General features: G+C 72.1%; 11 protein-coding genes. 9 read left to right on the top strand and 2 right to left on the bottom strand.

The genetic code is table 11. From position 1 onward, the window contains the following. Positions 1–571: 571 nt before the first annotated feature. A complete protein-coding gene (locus tag KIF24_RS15160) occupies positions 572–2,662 on the top strand; it encodes a family 43 glycosylhydrolase (RefSeq protein WP_221084577.1) in 2,091 nt (696 codons plus the stop codon). Between the two features lie 453 nt (positions 2,663–3,115). After that, positions 3,116–4,105: a LacI family DNA-binding transcriptional regulator gene (locus KIF24_RS15155; protein WP_221087371.1), complete on the top strand. Its 990-nt coding sequence runs from the start codon at positions 3,116–3,118 to the stop codon at positions 4,103–4,105. Between the two features lie 122 nt (positions 4,106–4,227). On the opposite strand, the gene KIF24_RS15150 is transcribed toward KIF24_RS15155, so the two are convergent. Beyond that, positions 4,228–6,969, bottom strand: coding sequence for a beta-L-arabinofuranosidase domain-containing protein (locus KIF24_RS15150; RefSeq protein ID WP_221084576.1), 2,742 nt, complete (start codon positions 6,967–6,969; stop codon positions 4,228–4,230). Between the two features lie 414 nt (positions 6,970–7,383). Between KIF24_RS15150 and KIF24_RS15145 the strand changes: the two genes are divergently transcribed. The 4 genes from KIF24_RS15145 (at position 7,384) to KIF24_RS15130 (ending at position 11,841) form a co-directional block, all read left to right on the top strand. Then, positions 7,384–8,637: an MFS transporter gene (locus KIF24_RS15145; protein WP_331461144.1), complete on the top strand. Its 1,254-nt coding sequence runs from the start codon at positions 7,384–7,386 to the stop codon at positions 8,635–8,637. A gap of 19 nt (positions 8,638–8,656) precedes the next feature. Beyond that, positions 8,657–9,538, top strand: a complete 882-nt coding sequence (locus tag KIF24_RS15140) for a bifunctional helix-turn-helix transcriptional regulator/GNAT family N-acetyltransferase (protein WP_221084575.1) — start codon at positions 8,657–8,659, stop codon at positions 9,536–9,538. 78 nt (positions 9,539–9,616) lie between these two features. Next, positions 9,617–10,216 carry a TetR/AcrR family transcriptional regulator gene (locus KIF24_RS15135; RefSeq protein WP_221084574.1) on the top strand — a complete coding sequence of 200 codons (600 nt, stop codon included), beginning with the start codon at positions 9,617–9,619 and terminating at the stop codon, positions 10,214–10,216. Continuing rightward, positions 10,213–11,841, top strand: a complete 1,629-nt coding sequence (locus KIF24_RS15130) for an acyl-CoA dehydrogenase family protein (protein WP_221084573.1) — start codon at positions 10,213–10,215, stop codon at positions 11,839–11,841. The genes KIF24_RS15135 and KIF24_RS15130 overlap by 4 nt, the downstream gene beginning before the upstream one ends. A gap of 45 nt (positions 11,842–11,886) precedes the next feature. On the opposite strand, the gene KIF24_RS15125 is transcribed toward KIF24_RS15130, so the two are convergent. Beyond that, positions 11,887–12,969 carry a glycoside hydrolase family 19 protein gene (locus tag KIF24_RS15125; protein WP_221084572.1) on the bottom strand — a complete coding sequence of 361 codons (1,083 nt, stop codon included), beginning with the start codon at positions 12,967–12,969 and terminating at the stop codon, positions 11,887–11,889. Positions 12,970–13,335: 366 nt separating this feature from the next. On the opposite strand from KIF24_RS15125, the gene KIF24_RS15120 reads away from it, so the two are divergent. From KIF24_RS15120 to KIF24_RS15110, 3 genes are all read left to right on the top strand, one after another. Continuing rightward, the gene (locus KIF24_RS15120; RefSeq protein ID WP_221087369.1) at positions 13,336–14,166 is read left to right on the top strand and encodes an alpha/beta hydrolase family protein; all 831 of its coding nucleotides are present in this window, start codon (positions 13,336–13,338) and stop codon (positions 14,164–14,166) included. Positions 14,167–14,284: 118 nt separating this feature from the next. After that, positions 14,285–15,442, top strand: coding sequence for an acyl-CoA dehydrogenase family protein (locus KIF24_RS15115; RefSeq protein WP_221084571.1), 1,158 nt, complete (start codon positions 14,285–14,287; stop codon positions 15,440–15,442). Beyond that, the gene (locus KIF24_RS15110) at positions 15,439–16,575 is read left to right on the top strand and encodes an acyl-CoA dehydrogenase family protein (RefSeq protein WP_221084570.1); all 1,137 of its coding nucleotides are present in this window, start codon (positions 15,439–15,441) and stop codon (positions 16,573–16,575) included. The genes KIF24_RS15115 and KIF24_RS15110 overlap by 4 nt, the downstream gene beginning before the upstream one ends. Positions 16,576–16,612: the final 37 nt, after the last annotated feature.

Here is a 16,612-nt window from a genome sequence, read left to right as displayed (position 1 = left end):
GATCTCCCTGGCCTGTGGATCGCAGGGGAGACGGCGGCGGACGTGGCCGCGGCAGGACGACTCGGTACGACCACCGGGCCGCCCGCCGCGCGCGGGCGGCCCGGTCAGCTCGCACTCGCCGGCGACCGACCGCCGGCACCCGCCCGCCGCGCGGGCGGCCGGTCCCCGGCCGGCGCGCGCCGGCCGGGGCTCCACCCGGCGCCGGTTCCGCACCTCGTCGGCGCCGGTCCGGCGTCGCCACCGGCGAGGCCCGCGTGGCCGGCGTACCTGTCGCCGCGGCACCCCCGGCCAGCCGCCACGGTCGACCCGGGACCCTTGTGGATTCGAGCGCAAGTCGTCGATGTTACGTCTTGACTAACGACATGTTATCGCTCACAGTCGATAGTGAAGACGGACGATACCTATGGCTGGCCGGGCCCTTCGCATCGCTCTGAGAACTCTGACCATGTGAGCAGCCTCCTTGGGCGGGAGGCGATGTTAGCGATCACATGGTCTGCCCGGAGGCGATGCCCTGGCCGCGGTAGCGACCGGTCCCGCCCGATCGTTCGGCTCTCATTCCTGAAGGAGGATCATGGTTGCGATTGGCGAGGTCTCACGGACCGTGCCGGGTGGGCGTGGGTGGTTGTCACGCGCCGCGGCCGTGCTGGTTGCGGTGGTGGTGGGCGGCGCGCTGGCGGCGGTGGCACCGTCGCCCGCGACGGCCGCGACGGTGGACACGAGCGCGTGGTACGTGTTGTTGAACCGCAACAGTGGCAAGGCGTTGGACGTGTACAACCTGGCCACGAACGACGGGGCGCGGATCACCCAGTGGGCCCGGAACAACGGCAACCAGCAGCAGTGGCAGTTCGTCGACTCCGGCGGTGGTTACTACCGGTTGAAGTCGCGGCTGTCCGGCAAGGTGCTGGACGTCTACAACTGGTCGACGGCCAACGGTGCGGCGATCGTGCAGTGGGCCGACCACAATGGGTCGAACCAGCAGTTCCGGCTGGCGGACTCGGCCGGTGACTACGTCCGGTTCATCAACCGGAACAGCAACAAGGTGTTGGAGGTGCAGGGCGCCTCGACCGCTGACGGTGGCAACATCGTGCAGTACGACGACTGGGGTGGCAACAACCAGCAGTGGCAACTCGTCCGCGTCGACGGCGGTGGCGACCCCGGCACCCCCGGCGGCAACTTCACCAATCCGGTGGTCTGGCAGGACTTCGCCGACGTCGACATCATCCGGGTCGGTGACGCGTACTACATGTCCGCCTCGACCATGCACTACTCGCCCGGCGCCCCGGTGCTGCGCTCGTACGACCTGGTGAACTGGGAGTTCGCCGGGCATTCGGTGCCCCGGCTGGACTTCGGCGCCAAGTACGACATGGCCAATGGCCAACATGCCTACGTCGACGGCATCTGGGCCTCGACCCTGAACTACCGGCCGAGCAACCAGACGTTCTACTGGGCCGGCTGCATCGACTTCGCCCAGACCCACATCTACACCGCGTCGGCCGTCGACGGTGCCTGGAGCCGGCACGCCACCATCCCCAACTGCTACTACGACGCCGGCATGCTGATCGACGACAACGACACCATGTACGTCGCGTACGGCAACGGCACCATCAGCGTGGCGCAGCTGTCGGCGGACGGCCGCACTCAGGTGCGGACCCAGCAGGTCTACCAGACGCCGTCGAGCATCGGCACCCTGGAGGGGGCGCGCTTCTACAAGCGCAACGGCGCCTACTACATCTGGCTGACCCGCCCCGCCAACGGGCAGTACGTGCTGAAGTCCACAAACGGGCCGTTCGGCCCGTACGAGCAGCGGCAGGTGCTGCTCAACATGCAGGGCCCGATCTCCGGCGGCGGGGTACCCCACCAGGGTGGGCTGGTGCAGACCCAGAACGGCGCCTGGTACTACATGGCGTTCACCGACGCGTACCCGGGCGGCCGGATGCCGACGCTGGCGCCGATCACCTGGACCGCCGACGGCTGGCCGCAGGTGCAGACGGTCAACGGCGCCTGGGGGGTCAACTACCCCAACCCGCTGCCGCTGCGTCCGGTCAAACCCCTCACCGGCGTCGACACGTTCACCGGGACCACCCTCGGCCCGCAGTGGGAGTGGAACCACAACCCGGACAACAGCCGATGGTCGGTGAACAACGGCCTGCGCCTGGAGACCGCCACCGTCACCAACGACCTGTACCGGGCCCGCAACACGGTGACCCACCGCATCCAGGGGCCGACCTCGACCGCGACGGTCGAGCTCGACTACTCGACGATGCGTGACGGTGACCGCACCGGCCTGGCCATGCTGCGGGACGCTTCGGCCTGGATCGGCGTCAGACGGGACAACGGTGCGACCCGGGTGGTGATGACCAACGGGTTGAGCATGAACGGCAACTGGGACACCACCAGCACCGGCAGCGAGGTCGCCAGCGCCGCCGTCTCCGGCGGCCGGATCTGGTTGCGTGCCAACGCCGACATCAGGCCGGGCTCCGGCCGGCAGGCGCGCTTCTCGTACAGCACCGACGGGATCAACTTCACCCCGTTGGGCAACGCGCTGACGCTCAACAACAACTGGACGTTCTTCATGGGATACCGGTTCGCGATCTTCAACCACGCCACCCAGGCACTGGGCGGCGCGGTGACGGTGCGACGCTTCGAGTTGGCCACCCCCTGATCCTGATGATCGCGGGGTCCTCGCAGCGGGTGCGGCGCTCACCTCCGGCAGCGCCGCCCGCCGGGGCGGAGGTCACCGCACGAGGGTGACCGGCGGGTGGTGCCCGGTGATTCCGGGCGCCACCCGCGTACGTCCGCAGGGCCCGCCCCACCGGCCACCGCCACACCCGTACGGGCGTGGCGGTGGCCGAGTTCGTGATGTCGCCAGAGCGTCGTCTGTCAACCGTTATCGACGGCGCGACCGACATCCGTCACACGTCTCTGACCTGCCCGCGGCCGGAGCCGTCGCTGGCGTAGACTGTGCGCGATCTAGCGCTCTCCACCCGGACGGCACGGGCCGGTGTGGGCGCCGCGCGAGGGGATCTCTGTATCCAGGCCGTGCCAGTCAACGTCGACGGGCAGCGGCGACTGACGGGCATGCCGGGAGTGTGAGATGGCCGTACGCGATCCTGCGATGACGGACGTGGCCCGCCTCGCTGGTGTCTCCCACCAGACGGTTTCGCGAGTGCTGAACGGCCACCCGAACGTGCGTGAGCAGACGCGGTTGCGGGTTCAGGCGGCCATCGTCGAGCTGGGTTACCGGCCGAACCGGGCGGCCCGTGCGTTGGTCACCGGCCGATCGCAGGTGATCGGCGTGATAGCCCAGAACACCACCCTCTACGGTCCGGCGTCGCTGCTCGCCGCGCTGGAGCAGACCGCCGCCGAGGCGGGGTTCGCGGTGAGCGTGGGCAGCGTGAAGGACCTCGATCACCGCTCCATCTCCGCGGCGGTCGAGCGGCACCTCGCGCACCGGGTCGCCGGCATCGTGGTGATCGCCCCGGTGGAGTCGGCCGGCGAGGCCCTGGAGCGTCTGCCGAAGGACGTCCCGTTGGTCACCGTCGACGGGGATCCCCGGCGGCCGATGCCGCTGGTCACGGTGGACCAGGCCGCCGGTGCCCGAGCCGCCACCCAGCACCTGCTCGACGCCGGACACCGCACGGTCTGGCACGTTTCCGGGCCGTCCGACTGGTTCGACAGTGCCGGCCGCATCGATGGCTGGCGCGCGGCCCTGCTCGCGGCCGGAGCGGAGATCCCGCCGCTGGTGCCGGCGGACTGGTCCGCGGCGGCCGGCTACCGGTGCGGTCAGATGCTGGCCCGGATGCCCGACGTCACCGCCGTCTTCACCGCCAACGACCACCTCGCCCTCGGTGTGTTGCGGGCGCTGCACGAGCACGGCCGTCGGGTGCCCGACGACCTCAGCGTGGTCGGCTTCGACGACGTCCCCGAGGCCGCCTACTTCATCCCGCCGCTGACCACCGTGCGGCCGGATTTCGACGCGGTGGCCCGGGCGAGCCTGGAGATGCTGCTGGCCCAGATCGAGTCGGCCAGTGGCGGCGCGTTGCGGGAGACCATCGCGCCGTCCCTGGTGTCCCGCCTGAGCGTCGGCCCACCGCCCCGCCGCTGACCGGATGCCCGGCCCGGGTGCACCGGGGCCGGGCAGGACCGCTTCTCCGGCCAGCTGGCGGGCAGGTCGACGGCCGGACGGGACGCCGCCCGCCCGGCAAGCCGTGGTGGCCGCAGCGGGGATCAGACGAACCGCCAGCGGTGGTCGCTGGCACCGTAGTCGTCCCAGATCACGATCTGGGTGCCCTGGCTGGACGAGGCTCCGGTGACGCCGAGGACCCGGCCGCCGTTGGCGGACTGGATCCGGAAGTAGCCGTTGGCGCCGTACCGCAGCCGCCAGCGGTTGCTGGCCGACCCGTTGTCGGCCCACTGCACCACCCGGGTGCCGTTGGCACTGCCGCCGTTCTCCACGCCCAGCACCTTGCCGCTGTGCGAGTTGCGCAGCCGTAGGTAGCCGTTGCTGTCCACGATCGCGGTCCAGAGGTGGTCGGCAGTGCCGGTGTCGCCCCACTGGATCACGAGGCCGCCGTCGGCGGTGGACATGTTCTGCACGCCGAGCACGAGGCCGGTGGCCAGGTTCTGGATCCGGCGGGTGCCGTTGGGCACGAGCCGCCACTGGTTGTCCGGCGTGCCGTTGTCCGGATCCTGCACCACCCGGGCGCCCTGGGCGGTGGAGCCGTTGAGGATGGCGAGCAGCTTGCCGGTGTGCCCGTTGCGGATCTTGTGTGAGCCGTCGCCGGAGTCGACGATCGTCCACCGGTGGTCGGCGGTGCCGGTGTCCGACCATTGCAGGACCTGCGCGTTGTCGGCGGTGGACATGTTCTGTACGCCGAGGACCTTGGCGCTGTTGGCGTTGCGGAACTTCACGGCGCTGCCGTCGACGACCAGCTGCCAGTCGTGGTCCAGGGTGCCGTTGTCGCCCCATTGCAGGGCCGGGGCCCCGTCGGCGGTGGACATGTTCTCGATGCCGAGCACCTGACCGGTGGCCGCGTTGAAGAGCCGGAACGTGGCTCCGGCGGGACCGTCCTGGCCGCCCGAGTTCCAGTAGACGGTGTAGTTGTGTCCGTGCGCGTCGTAGAACGGGCCCAGGTTGATCGTGGCGCCGTTGGCGGTGGCGGTGAAGGCCAACGCCGAGGTGCTGGTCCGGTTGACCGAGGTGGTGGCCAGGGCGGGTAGGGCGGAGAGCGCGGTGTTGCCGTAGTTGCCGGAGAGCACCGCCGGGCCGTAGGTCAGGGCCACCACGTTCGGATCGTCGTTGGCCGGCTGCACGATCACCCGCATCGGCAGCCGTACGGTCACCGTGTCGCCCGAGGTCCAGGATCGGGTGAGGGTGGCGTACGTGCCCGGGGTGGTGGTGATGTTCTGCGCGGCGCCGTTGACGCTCACCGTCGCGCCCTGCGTCCAGGCCGGGATGCGGATCCGCATCGTCCACGACCCGCCGACGTCGCCGGTCACGGTGAGGGTCGTGGTGTCGCTGACCGGGTAGGTGGTGCTCTGGGTGACCGTGATGCCGCGCTGCGACCAGGTCAGCACCGAGGGCAGGAACAGGTTCACCGTGAGCGTGGTGTCGTTGTGGAAGTAGATCGAGTTCATCAGGGTGGTGTTGGTTTCCAGTTGCGAGCCCTGGCAGCACCAGAAGGAGTTGTAGTCGGTGCTCCAGGTGCCGCCACCCCAGGCCGGCCCCACGCCACGCCGGCCGCCGGCCTGTAGGGGCGTGAAGTAGGTGATGTGCCCGTGGTTGTCGGCCGGGTTCTGCGCCCCGATCAGGTGGTTGAGCAGCGCCCGCTCGTAGAAGTCGAAGTACGCGACCCGGTTCGGGTCCAGCAGCCACAGCTCTCGGGTCAGCTTGAGCATGTTGTACGTGTTGCACGCCTCGCAGGTGTCGTTGCGCAGGTAACCGGCGATGGCGTTGGCCGCCCGGAAGTGTTCGGCCTGGCTGTTGCCGCCGATGACATAGGTGTGCGCGTTGACCGTCATGTTCCACGCGTTGCTGGCGATGTCCCGGTAGCGGGTGGTGCCGGTGGCCTTGAACTCGCGGGCCGCGCCGATCCACTTCGGTACCTGGGTGTTGGCGTGCAGCCCGTTGAGCTGGTCGGAGTTGGCCGCCAGGGGGTTGAACACGGCGTTGTGGTCGAACCGCTGGGCGGCGGTCAGCCAGCGGGCGTCGCCGGTCTGCTGGTACAGGTCGGTCAGCACGGCGTTCATCCCGCCGAACTCGGTGCCCAGCATCGCCTGCATCTGCGCCGAACTCAGTCGGCTGGTGCGCCAGTCCACCCAGCCGGCGAACGCCAGCAGGACGTCGCGGGCCTGGTTGTTGCCGATGTGTCGCCACACGTCGAGCAGCCCGGCCAGGGTCTTGTGGATGGCGTAGTACGGCACGTTGCCGTTGTTGAGCGTGCGGTTCTCCACGGCGGTGAAGTCGGACTCGGGGAAGCCGCTGAGGTAACCGGTGTTGAAGCCGGCGGCGCCGTTGTTGGCCTGGCACTTGGCCAGCTCGGCCACCATGTGGTTGGCCTTGTCACGGCAGGTGGTGTCGCCGAGCACCGCCCACAGGTACGACCAGGCGGTCAGGAAGTGCCCCTGCGAGTGGGTGCGGAAGGGGAAGTTCGGCGCCTCCCAGCCACCGGTCGCCGCGGCGCCACCGGTGGACAGGCGGTGGTTGGCGCGGAAGTTGTAGAGCAGCCGGTTGACGTCCACGAAGCGCAGGTAGTTCAGGGTGCGGTTCTGGTTGTCGAGCCACCGGCTCGCGGTCAACCGCACCTGTCCCATCTCGAACGCGTGGGCGGAGACGCCGATGTCGGGCCGGGCCGGGGAGATCGCCGCGCTGGCGGAGCCGCCGACGAGGTGGGGGCCGACGGCGGTGGCGACGGCCGCCGCGCCAGCGGCCTGGAGTACGTGCCGACGATTGAGGGACGGGTACGGCATGGCGGCCTCCTGGATTCGGGGCTGATGAGTTGGCCGGGACGGGCCGGCCGGTGGCACGTGGCGTGGCCGGGCTGATGCGCGCGAACGGCCACGCCCCGGCGGGTGCGCGGCGTGCGGGCCGCGGTGTTTCCCGGATCAGAGATGATATGACGTATCATCTATGTTATCGCTAACATAGCGGCAATGTTGCTGGCCGCGCAACCCCTGGGTTTCCGGAATGTCGTCAGGCCGAAACAGGCCGGCAATCCGCCGCGGTAATTCCGGCCGTTGCTCCAGGCCGGCCGGCCGGCTCGCGGCGTGCGACGCGGGACCGCATCGCCGGAGCTTGACTCTCGACCCCGTCGAGGCCGGAAAGTCCTCCGGACGCGAGACGGGTCGGCCCCCCGCCGGCCCGCGGTGGACGGGGGAGCCATGGTGGTCGTAGCGACAGGTCGCCGGACGGCGGTGCCGGGCAGGTACTGGGCCTGGCTCGGCGGCACGGCGTCGAGCCTGGTCGGTGTGCAGGCCACGGCCTTCGCGATGGGCTGGGTCGCGGCGGGCCGGGGCGGCAGCTTCGCTGCGCTCGTGCTGACCGCGATAACCCTGCCCCGGGTGCTCCTGCTCCTGGTGGGCGGGGCGGTTGCCGACCGGGTCGGCGCCTGGCCGGTCATGGTCGGCTCGGACGCCGCGATGGTCGTGGTGATGGTGGCGCTGGCCAGCGCCGTCTGGTCGTCGACCGACCCACGGCTGCCCCTGCTGCTCACCGCCCTGGCCATCGGGATCGTCGACGCCTTCTACCTGCCGAGCACGGGCTCGGTGCCCCGGCTCCTGGTGCCGCCGGTCGCCCTCGCCCGCGCGATGTCGGCCCGTCACCTGGCCGGGCAACTCGCCCTGTTCGCCGGACCGCCGGTGGGCAGCCTGATCCTGGTCGCCGCCGGGCTCGCGGCGGTGGCCCTGGCCAACGCCGCGACCTTCCTGGTGATGCTGTGCGTCCTGCTGGCCCTGCGCCCGCGCAGGAGCGGCGCCGAACCGGCGGAGGCGGACAGGTCGGCAGACCACCGGGCGGAGCCGACCCGAGCGGTCTGGCGGACGGCGCTGGACGGACTGCGCCTTGCCTGGCGGCACCGCACGCTGCGGCCGGCGCTGCTGGTCACCGGTGTCGCGGCGGGTTTCCTGTTGCCGGTCCCCTCGCTGCTCGTACCACTGCTGGGCCGGGAACGGGCATGGTCGTCGCAGGCCGCCGGCTCCGTCGTCGCGGCGGTGGCGCTGGGTACCGTCACCGTCGCGGTGACCGTGCTGCTGCGCGGCGCGTCGTCCCGCCCGGGTCGGGCGGCATCCGCCGGTCTGCTGGTCGCCGCCGCCGGAGTGGTCCTGCTGGTCGCGGGCGGCTCGGCGGTGCTGGTCGTCGGCGGCTGGCCGCTGGCGGCGGTCGGTGCCGGGATGGTCGTCGGTGCCGGCTCCGGACTCTTCGCCACCCACGTCGGTCCGTTGATCCTGGTCGCCGCGCCGGTCACGCACCTGGCCCGGGTGCAGTCCGTGCTCGTCCTCGTGCAGAGTCTGGCGCTGCTGCTGACGACCAACGCGCTCGGCCCGCTCGCCGGGATCGTCGGTGCCGCGGCGGTCCTTTACGGCTGTGCCGGGGTGCTGGCGGCGGTGGCGGCGGTGGCCGACTACCGGGTCCCGGAATAACTGACTAAAGTCAGCAATCATGGATCGTGGACTGGTCGAGACGGTACGGCGCTTCAACCGCACCGTGACCCAGCGGGTCGGCGCGCTGGACGACAGCTACCTCGCCCGTGACCGGCCGTTGGCGCAGTCGCGCCTGCTGTGGGAGATCGGCCCGGCGGGCGCCGAGGTCGCGGCGCTGCGGACCCGGCTGGGGCTCGACGCGGGCTACCTCAGCCGGTTGCTGCGGACGTTGGAGGGCGCGGGCCTCGTCCTGGTGGGGCCCGCTGAGGGGGACGGTCGGGTGCGTACCGTCCGCCTCACCGACGCCGGCCGCGCCGAGTGGCACCTGCTGGACGGCAGGTCCGACGAGCTGGCCTGGTCGGTCCTGGCGCCGCTCACCGACGGCCAACGCGCCCGGCTCACCCGCGCCATGGCCGAGGTCGAGCGCCTGTTGACGGCGTCGCTGGTCACCATCGGCCCCTGCCATCCCGGTGAACCGCGCGCCCGCGCCTGCCTGCGGGCGTACGCGCGAGAACTCACCGAGCGCTTCGACGCCGGCTTCGAGCTGGGTCAGGCCGGCGCCGACGAGCAGGAATTCGTGCCGCCGGCCGGCCTCTTCCTGGTCGCCACCATCTCGACCGAGGCGGTGGGCTGCGGTGGGCTGCGGCTGCCACCGGGCGAGCCGGCCGAGATCAAGCGCCTCTGGGTGTCGGACTCGGTGCGCGGGCTCGGCGTCGGGCGTCGCCTGCTGGGCGAGTTGGAGCGGCACGCCGCGGCGGCCGGCGCCACCAGCGTGCGCCTCGACACCAACCGCACCCTCACCGAGGCGATGCGGCTCTACCGCGCCGAGGGCTACCAGGAGATCCCGCGCTACAACGACAACCCGTACGCCCACCACTGGTTCGCCAAGCCGCTGCCCTGAGCGGCGACCCGTGCGGGGGAACGAACCTGTCGCCGGAGGTGCTTGCCGGCAAGAAATGAATGATGATTCAATCCTTGGGTGGCCTACCGGAGCACGGAGCGGGTGAAGGCGCGGCTGACCGCCTCGCGGGAACGGATCGTCGCCGCCGCGATCGGCATCCTGGCCGAAGCCGGTTACGCCGGCTGCTCGGTCGCCGCCGTGGCCGAACGGGCCGGTGTGGCCACCGGCAGCGTCTACCGCCACTTTCCCGCCAAGGCCGAACTCTTCGCCGAGGTGTTCCGCACCGCCAGCCAGCGAGAGGTGGACGCGGTCGCCCGGGCCGCCGCCCGGGAGAGCACCGCCGCCGCGCGGATCCGGGCGGTCGTCGAGACCTTCTCCGGCCGGGCCCTACGGTCTCCGCGACTGGCGTACGCGCTGCTCGCCGAGCCGGTCGACCCGGCGGTCGAGGCGCAGCGGCTGGTGTTCCGGCGCGCCCACGCCGCGCTGCTCGCCGGCTACATCGCCGACGGCGTGGCCGGCGGCGAACTGCCGCCGCAGGATCCCGAGCTGACCTCCACCGCCGTGGTCGGTGCCCTGGCCGAGGCGCTGGTGGGCCCGCTGGCCGCCGGCGTCGCCGGCCCGGACACCATCGGCGGCCTGACCACCTTCATCCACCGCGCGCTGGGAGTCTCGCCGTGACCACACACCAGGTGTTCAACCAGGTCCCGCCGCTGGTCGGCCACGACACCGCCGACGAACCGGCCCTGCTCGACGGGCTGGCCCGCGAGGGCGCCGGCTGGGCCGCCGCCGAGCTGCACGAGCTCGGCCGGCTGGCCGGCACCGAACAGGCCGCCGAGCACGGCCGGCTGGCCAACGAGCACCCGCCCGTGCTCCGTACCCACGACCGCTACGGCCACCGCGTCGACGAGGTGGAGTTCCATCCCTCCTGGCACGAGCTGATGCGTACCGCCGTGGGCCATGGACTGCACGCCGCGCCCTGGGCCGACGCGCGGGCCGGCGCGCACGTCGCGCGGGCCGCCAAGTTCTACACCTGGCGGCCCGACGCCGGTCACGGCTGCCCGATCTCGATGACGTACGCGGTGGTGCCGGCGCTGCGGCACGCCCCCGAGGTGGCCGAACGCTACGAGCCGTTGCTCACCGCCCGGACGTACGACTTCGGGCTGCGCGTGCCGTCGACGAAGCGGGGGCTGCTGGCGGGCATGTCGATGACGGAGAAGCAGGGCGGCTCGGACGTGCGGGCCAACACCACCGTCGCGCGTGCCCAGCCCGACGGCAGCTACCGGCTGGTCGGGCACAAGTGGTTCACCTCGGCGCCGATGTGCGACGTCTTCCTCACCCTGGCCCGGGCGCCGGGCGGGCTCACCTGCTTCCTCGTTCCCCGGGTGCTGCCCGACGGCACCGGCAACCCGATGCGGCTGATGCGCCTGAAGGACAAACTCGGCAACCGCTCCAACGCCTCCGCCGAGGTCGAGTACGACGACGCGGTCGCGTGGCGGGTCGGCGACGAGGGCCGGGGTGTCCGCACCATCATCGACATGGTCAACCTGACCCGGCTGGACTGTGTGATCGGCGCGGCGGCCGGCATGCGCCAGGGGGTGATCACCGCCGTGCACCACGCCGCCCACCGGCGGGCCTTCGGCCGGTACCTGGCCGACCAGCCGCTGATGCGCAACGTGCTGGCCGATCTGGCGGTGGAGTCCGAGGCCGCGACCGTGCTGATGATGCGCCTGGCCGGGGCGACGGACCGGTCCGCCCGGGGCGACGCGGCGGAGACCGCGTTCAAGCGGATCGCCCTGGCCGTCGGCAAGTACTGGGTCTGCAAGCGCTGGCCGGGCCACGCCGCCGAGGCCCTGGAATGCCTGGGCGGCAACGGCTACGTCGAGGAGTCCGGCATGCCGCGACTGTTCCGCGAGTCGCCGCTGAACTCCATCTGGGAGGGCTCCGGCAACGTGGCGGCGCTGGACGTGCTGCGCGCGCTGGCCGGCCAGCCCGAGGTGGTGGCGGCGTTCCACACCGAGGTCGACGCCGCCGCGGGCGCGGATGCGCGGCTCGACACCGCGGTGCGCCAGGTCCGGGCCGCCCTGGCCGACCCCGCCGACCTGGAGGTGCGGGCCCGCCGGGTGGTCGAACAGTTGGCCCTGGTGTTGCAGGGCGCGTTGCTGGTGCGGCACGGCCACCCGGCCGTCGCCGACGCCTTCTGCGCCTCCCGGCTCGCCGGCGACCGGGGTCACGCGTACGGCACGCTGCCGGCGGGGATCGACTACGCCGCGATCATCGACCGGGCCACCGCGAAGGTGGGCTGACCGGCCTGGCGCCGCCGAGGTGTGCGGCGGCGCCAGGCCGAGGGTTCAGCAGTAGAGGTTCGCTCCGGCGGGCACCCCGAGGATGCCCACGAACTGCTGGTACCGGGTGACCCGACTCTGCACCTGGGCGGGGTTGCCGCCGTTGCACTCGATCGAGCCGTTGATGCTGCGGATGGTCTGCCCGAACCCGGCGCCGGTGACCATCGCGTTGTGCGCGGTCATCGTGCCGGGGCCGTGCTGCGTCATCCAGTACCAGATCGCGGTCTTCCAGGCCACGGCGGCGTCGTTCTGCACCAACCAGGGATTGGTCAGCAACGGCAGCCCGAGGGCGTTGCCCGCCGCGTTGTAGTTGAAGTTCCAGCTCAGCTGGATCGGCCCGCGCCCGTAGTAGGCGGCCTGACCGGCCGGGCAGCCGTACGGCTGGCCGCCGTCGCAGTAGTGCGGGTAGTTGGCGGTGTTCTGCTCCACGATGTGCACCAGGCCACCGGTTTCGTGGTACACGTTGGCCAGGAAGGCGCCGGCCTCCTGGCGCTGGACCGTGGTGTTGCCCGTCCGGGCGAACGCGGGGTAGGCACCGAGCGCGGCGACCAGGCCGGAGTACGTGTAGAAGGAGTTGCGGCCCGGGAACATCTGGTTGAACTGGGCCTCGCTGACCACGAAGGCGCCCGGGTTGGTGGGCGGTGGGCCGCTGGTGGGTGGGGTGCCCGAGCAGGTGTACGGATCCCAGTACCAGGTACTGATGATCGGGTCGTAGCCGGGGTTGTCGTGCTCGGCGACGTAGTACTGACCGTTGGTGTAGCGCACGACGCTGCCGGCGGGGTACCAGGTGCCGGCGACCCAGTTCGGATGGTTGCAGGTGCCGCCGGAGGGCGGCGGCGTGCCGCCGCCGCAGGCACCGAGGTCCTGCCAGACGCCGGTGGTGCCGGGTGGGGCCTCGTTCTGGGTCCACCATTTCGCCTGGTAGTTGCGGCCGTTGCGGGAGACCTGCATACCTCCGGTGTAGACGGCCGAGGACTGCCACGCCGTCGCGCAGGCGGCGGCGGAGGCGGCGGTCGACGGGATGACCGCCAGCAGCGCGCCGGCGAGCGCCAGCGCCGCGAGCGCGGCCACGGTGCGCAATCTCGACATGTGATCACTCCTTTCCGCGGGTGAGCGGGGGTCGACGGCCGGACCGCGCATCGACGGATGTGATCGTAGCACCAACTGTTTATAAACCTTACTATTCTTTGGGTTCGACGTCGTCGAGTGGACCGTTCGTCGCCCGGCGTCGGGCGCGGGGCGCCGTTGAGTGATTCCGGATGGCATGGGATCGTGGTACGTCGATGGGTAGCCGCCGGCGGCCCCGGTGGACTGGTGATTTTGCCGATGCGCCGCCGGCGAGCCAGCCCAAACACTGATCGCAGTCGATACAGCTCCGACTCAAAGGGAGTACCCGACGTGCGATCACCCACCACCACCCGTCCCCGTTTCCTCTCCCTCGCGGCCCGGCTGGCGATGGCCGCCGTGCTGGCCGCCGGCGGCGTCGTCGCCACCTCGCCCGCCGCCCAGGCCGCGAGCCCGTACGAGCGCGGCCCGGCGCCGACCAACGCGATCCTGGAGGCCGGCCGCGGCCCCTTCGCCATCTCGTCGACGAACGTCTCGTCGCTGGTGATCGGCTTCGGCGGCGGCGTCATCTACTACCCGACCACCACCAGTGAGGGCACCTTCGGCGCCGTCGCCATCTCGCCCGGCTACACCGCCTCGTGGTCGAGCCTGGACTGGCTGGGCCCGCGGATCGCCTCGCACGGCTTCGTGGTCATCGGCATCGACACCAACAGCCGTTTCGACCAGCCGGCCAGCCGGGGGCGGCAACTGCTGGCCGCGCTGGACTACCTGACCGAGCGGAGCTCCGTGCGCGGCCGGATCGACGCCGATCGGCTCGCCGTGGCCGGTCACTCGATGGGCGGCGGCGGCAGCCTGGAGGCCGCCGAGAGTCGGCCGTCGTTGCAGGCCGCCGTGCCGCTGGCACCGTGGAACCTGAGCAAGAACTGGTCGGACGTGCGGGTGCCGACGCTGATCGTCGGTGGCGAGTACGACACGGTCGCCTCGGTCTCGTCGCACTCCGAGCCGTTCTACAACAGCATTCCGGCGTCGGCCGAGAAGGCGTACCTGGAGCTGAACGCCGAGGGGCACTTCTTCCCGAACTCGGTCAACACGCCCACGGCCAAGCAGATGGTGGCCTGGCTGAAGCGCTTCGTCGACGACGACACCCGCTACGACCCGTTCCTCTGCCCGGGGCCGAGCGGCCTGGCGATCGAGGAGTACCGCAACACCTGCCCGCACTGACGTCGCTCGGGGCGGTCGCGCGGCCGACCGCCCCGCACCCGTCCGGCCGCCGGTCTTCCGTCCCGAGGACCGGCGGCACTATGTTGCATTGCCAGTGCAACTAGAATGGAGGTGCCGAGTGCCGGAGCACACCGCCGACCGGCTGCGCGGGCTGGTCGCCGAGTTCCTGCGTACGCACGACCCGCGCGGCGACCGGGCCGGCTTCCTGCGGGCCCGCTTCGACGCCGGGCTGGCCTGGGTGCACCACCCGCCCGGGCACGGCGGCCTGGGCGCGCCACCGCAGCTACAGGCGGTGGTCGACGCGGCCTTCGCCGAGGCGGGTGCGCCGGACAACCGGCCCCGGCGCAACAGCATCGGGCTCGGCATGGCCGCGCCGACCCTGCTGCGGCACGCCACCGAGGCGCAGTGCCGGCGCTGGCTGCGCCCGCTGTGGACCGGCGAGGAGCTCTGGTGCCAGCTGTTCAGCGAGCCCGAGGCCGGATCGGACCTGGCCAGCCTGCGCACCCGTGCGGTCCGCGACGGCGCCGACTGGGTGGTCGACGGACAGAAGGTGTGGACGTCGATGGCGCACGAGGCGCGGTGGGCGATCCTGCTGGCCCGGACCGACCCGGCCGTCGCCAAGCATCGTGGCATCACCTACTTCGTCTGCGACATGACCGCACCAGGAGTGCAGGTACGCCCACTTCGCCAGCTCACCGGCGAGGCGGAGTTCAACGAGGTCTTCCTCACCGGGGTCCGGGTTCCGGACGCCCACCGGGTGGGCGCGGTGGGGGAGGGCTGGCAGATCGCCCGCACCACGCTTATGAACGAGCGCGTCGCGATCGGTGGCCGGCCGTTGCCCCGGGAGGGTGGCATGGTCGGCGTCCTGGCGCGTCTCTGGCGGGAGCGGCCCGAGCTGCGCACCGCCGGCCTGCACGAGGAGGTGCTCCGGTCCTGGGTGCGCGCCGAGGCCGCCCGGCTGTCCGCGCTGCGCCTGCGCCAGCTCGTCGCGGCCGGTGCGCCCGGGCCGGAGGGGTCGGCGGTGAAGCTCTCCTTCGCCGAGCTGAACCAGCGGATCAGTGGACTGGAGGTGGAACTGCTCGGCGCCGAGGGCCTGCGGCACGACGACTGGGCGATGCGCCGGCCGGTGGAACCCGATCTGCTCGGCCGCACCGCCACATACCGCTACCTGCGCGCCCGGGGAAACTCCATCGAGGGCGGCACGTCGGAGATCCTGCGCACCGTCATCGCCGAGCGGGTGCTCGGGCTGCCCGCCGAACCCCGGGTGGACCGATGACCGACCTGCTCTACGGCGCGGACGAGGAGGCGCTGCGCGACAGCGTACGGGCCCTGCTGGTGGCGCACGCCCCGTGGCAGCGGACCCTCGCCGGCCTCGACGACGACGAGCCGTACGACGCGGCGCTGTGGCGGCTGCTGGTCGACCAGCTCGGCGTGACCGGGCTGGCGGTGCCCGTCGAGCACGGCGGCGCCGGTGCGGGCTTCCGCGAGGTCGCGGTGGTGCTGGAGGAACTGGGCCGGGCGGTCGCGCCGGTGCCGTTCCTGGGTGCCGCGGTGGCCACCCGCGCCCTGCTCGCGTGCGGCGACGCCGAACTGCTCGGCGCGGTGGCCGCCGGCGAGCGCGCGGTGGTGTTGGCGGTCGGCCTCGCCACCGCTCCCGACACCCGGCCCGAACCGGTCGCGGTGGAGCCCGGCCCGGTGCTCCGCGGCACCGTGACCGGCGTGGCCGACGCCCTGCCCTGCGACGTGCTGCTGGTGCCGGCCGCCGACGGCCTCTACGCCGTCGACGCCGCCGCCGCGGCGGTGCGGATGAACCCCGTGGTGTCGCTCGACGCGACCCGCCCGCTGGCCGACCTCGTGCTCGCCGGTGCACCGGGCCGGCGGGTCGCCACCGGCCCGGCGGCGACCCGCGCGGTGTCGGTCGCGCTGACCGCCGGTGCGGGGCTGCTCGCCTCCGAGCAGGTCGGGTTGGCCCAGTGGTGCCTGGACACCACCATCGAGCACGTGCGTACGCGCCGTCAGTTCGGCCGGCCGGTCGGGTCGTTCCAGGCGGTCAAGCACCGGCTGGCGGACCTGTGGGTGGAGATCACCGAGGCCCGGGCGGTGGCCCGCCACGCGGCCGACCGGCTCGCGACCGGCCATCCGGAGACGCCGCTGGCGGCCGCGCTGGCGCAGGCGTACTGCGGCCCGGTCGCGGTGCGGGCCGCGGAGGCCTGCGTGCAGCTGCACGGTGGGATCGGCTTCACCTGGGAACACCCGGCGCACCTGTATCTCAAGCGGGCCAAGAGCGGTGCCGTCGCCTTCGGCACCGCCGACCGGCACCGGGCGGCCCTGGCCCGGCTGGTCGACCTGGCCGCGCCGGCTCCGGCGGGTGCCGGCGGGAGCATCGGCCCGGCCCGCTCCAATCGGTAACGACCAGGTATCGAAGGTGTTGACGAAACACGCGAGA

Source organism: Micromonospora tarapacensis (assembly GCF_019697375.1).
Classification (GTDB): Bacteria; Actinomycetota; Actinomycetes; order Mycobacteriales; family Micromonosporaceae; genus Micromonospora; species Micromonospora tarapacensis.
Note: the sequence above shows the minus strand (reverse complement) of the source record. Positions and strands in the feature narration are given on the sequence as shown.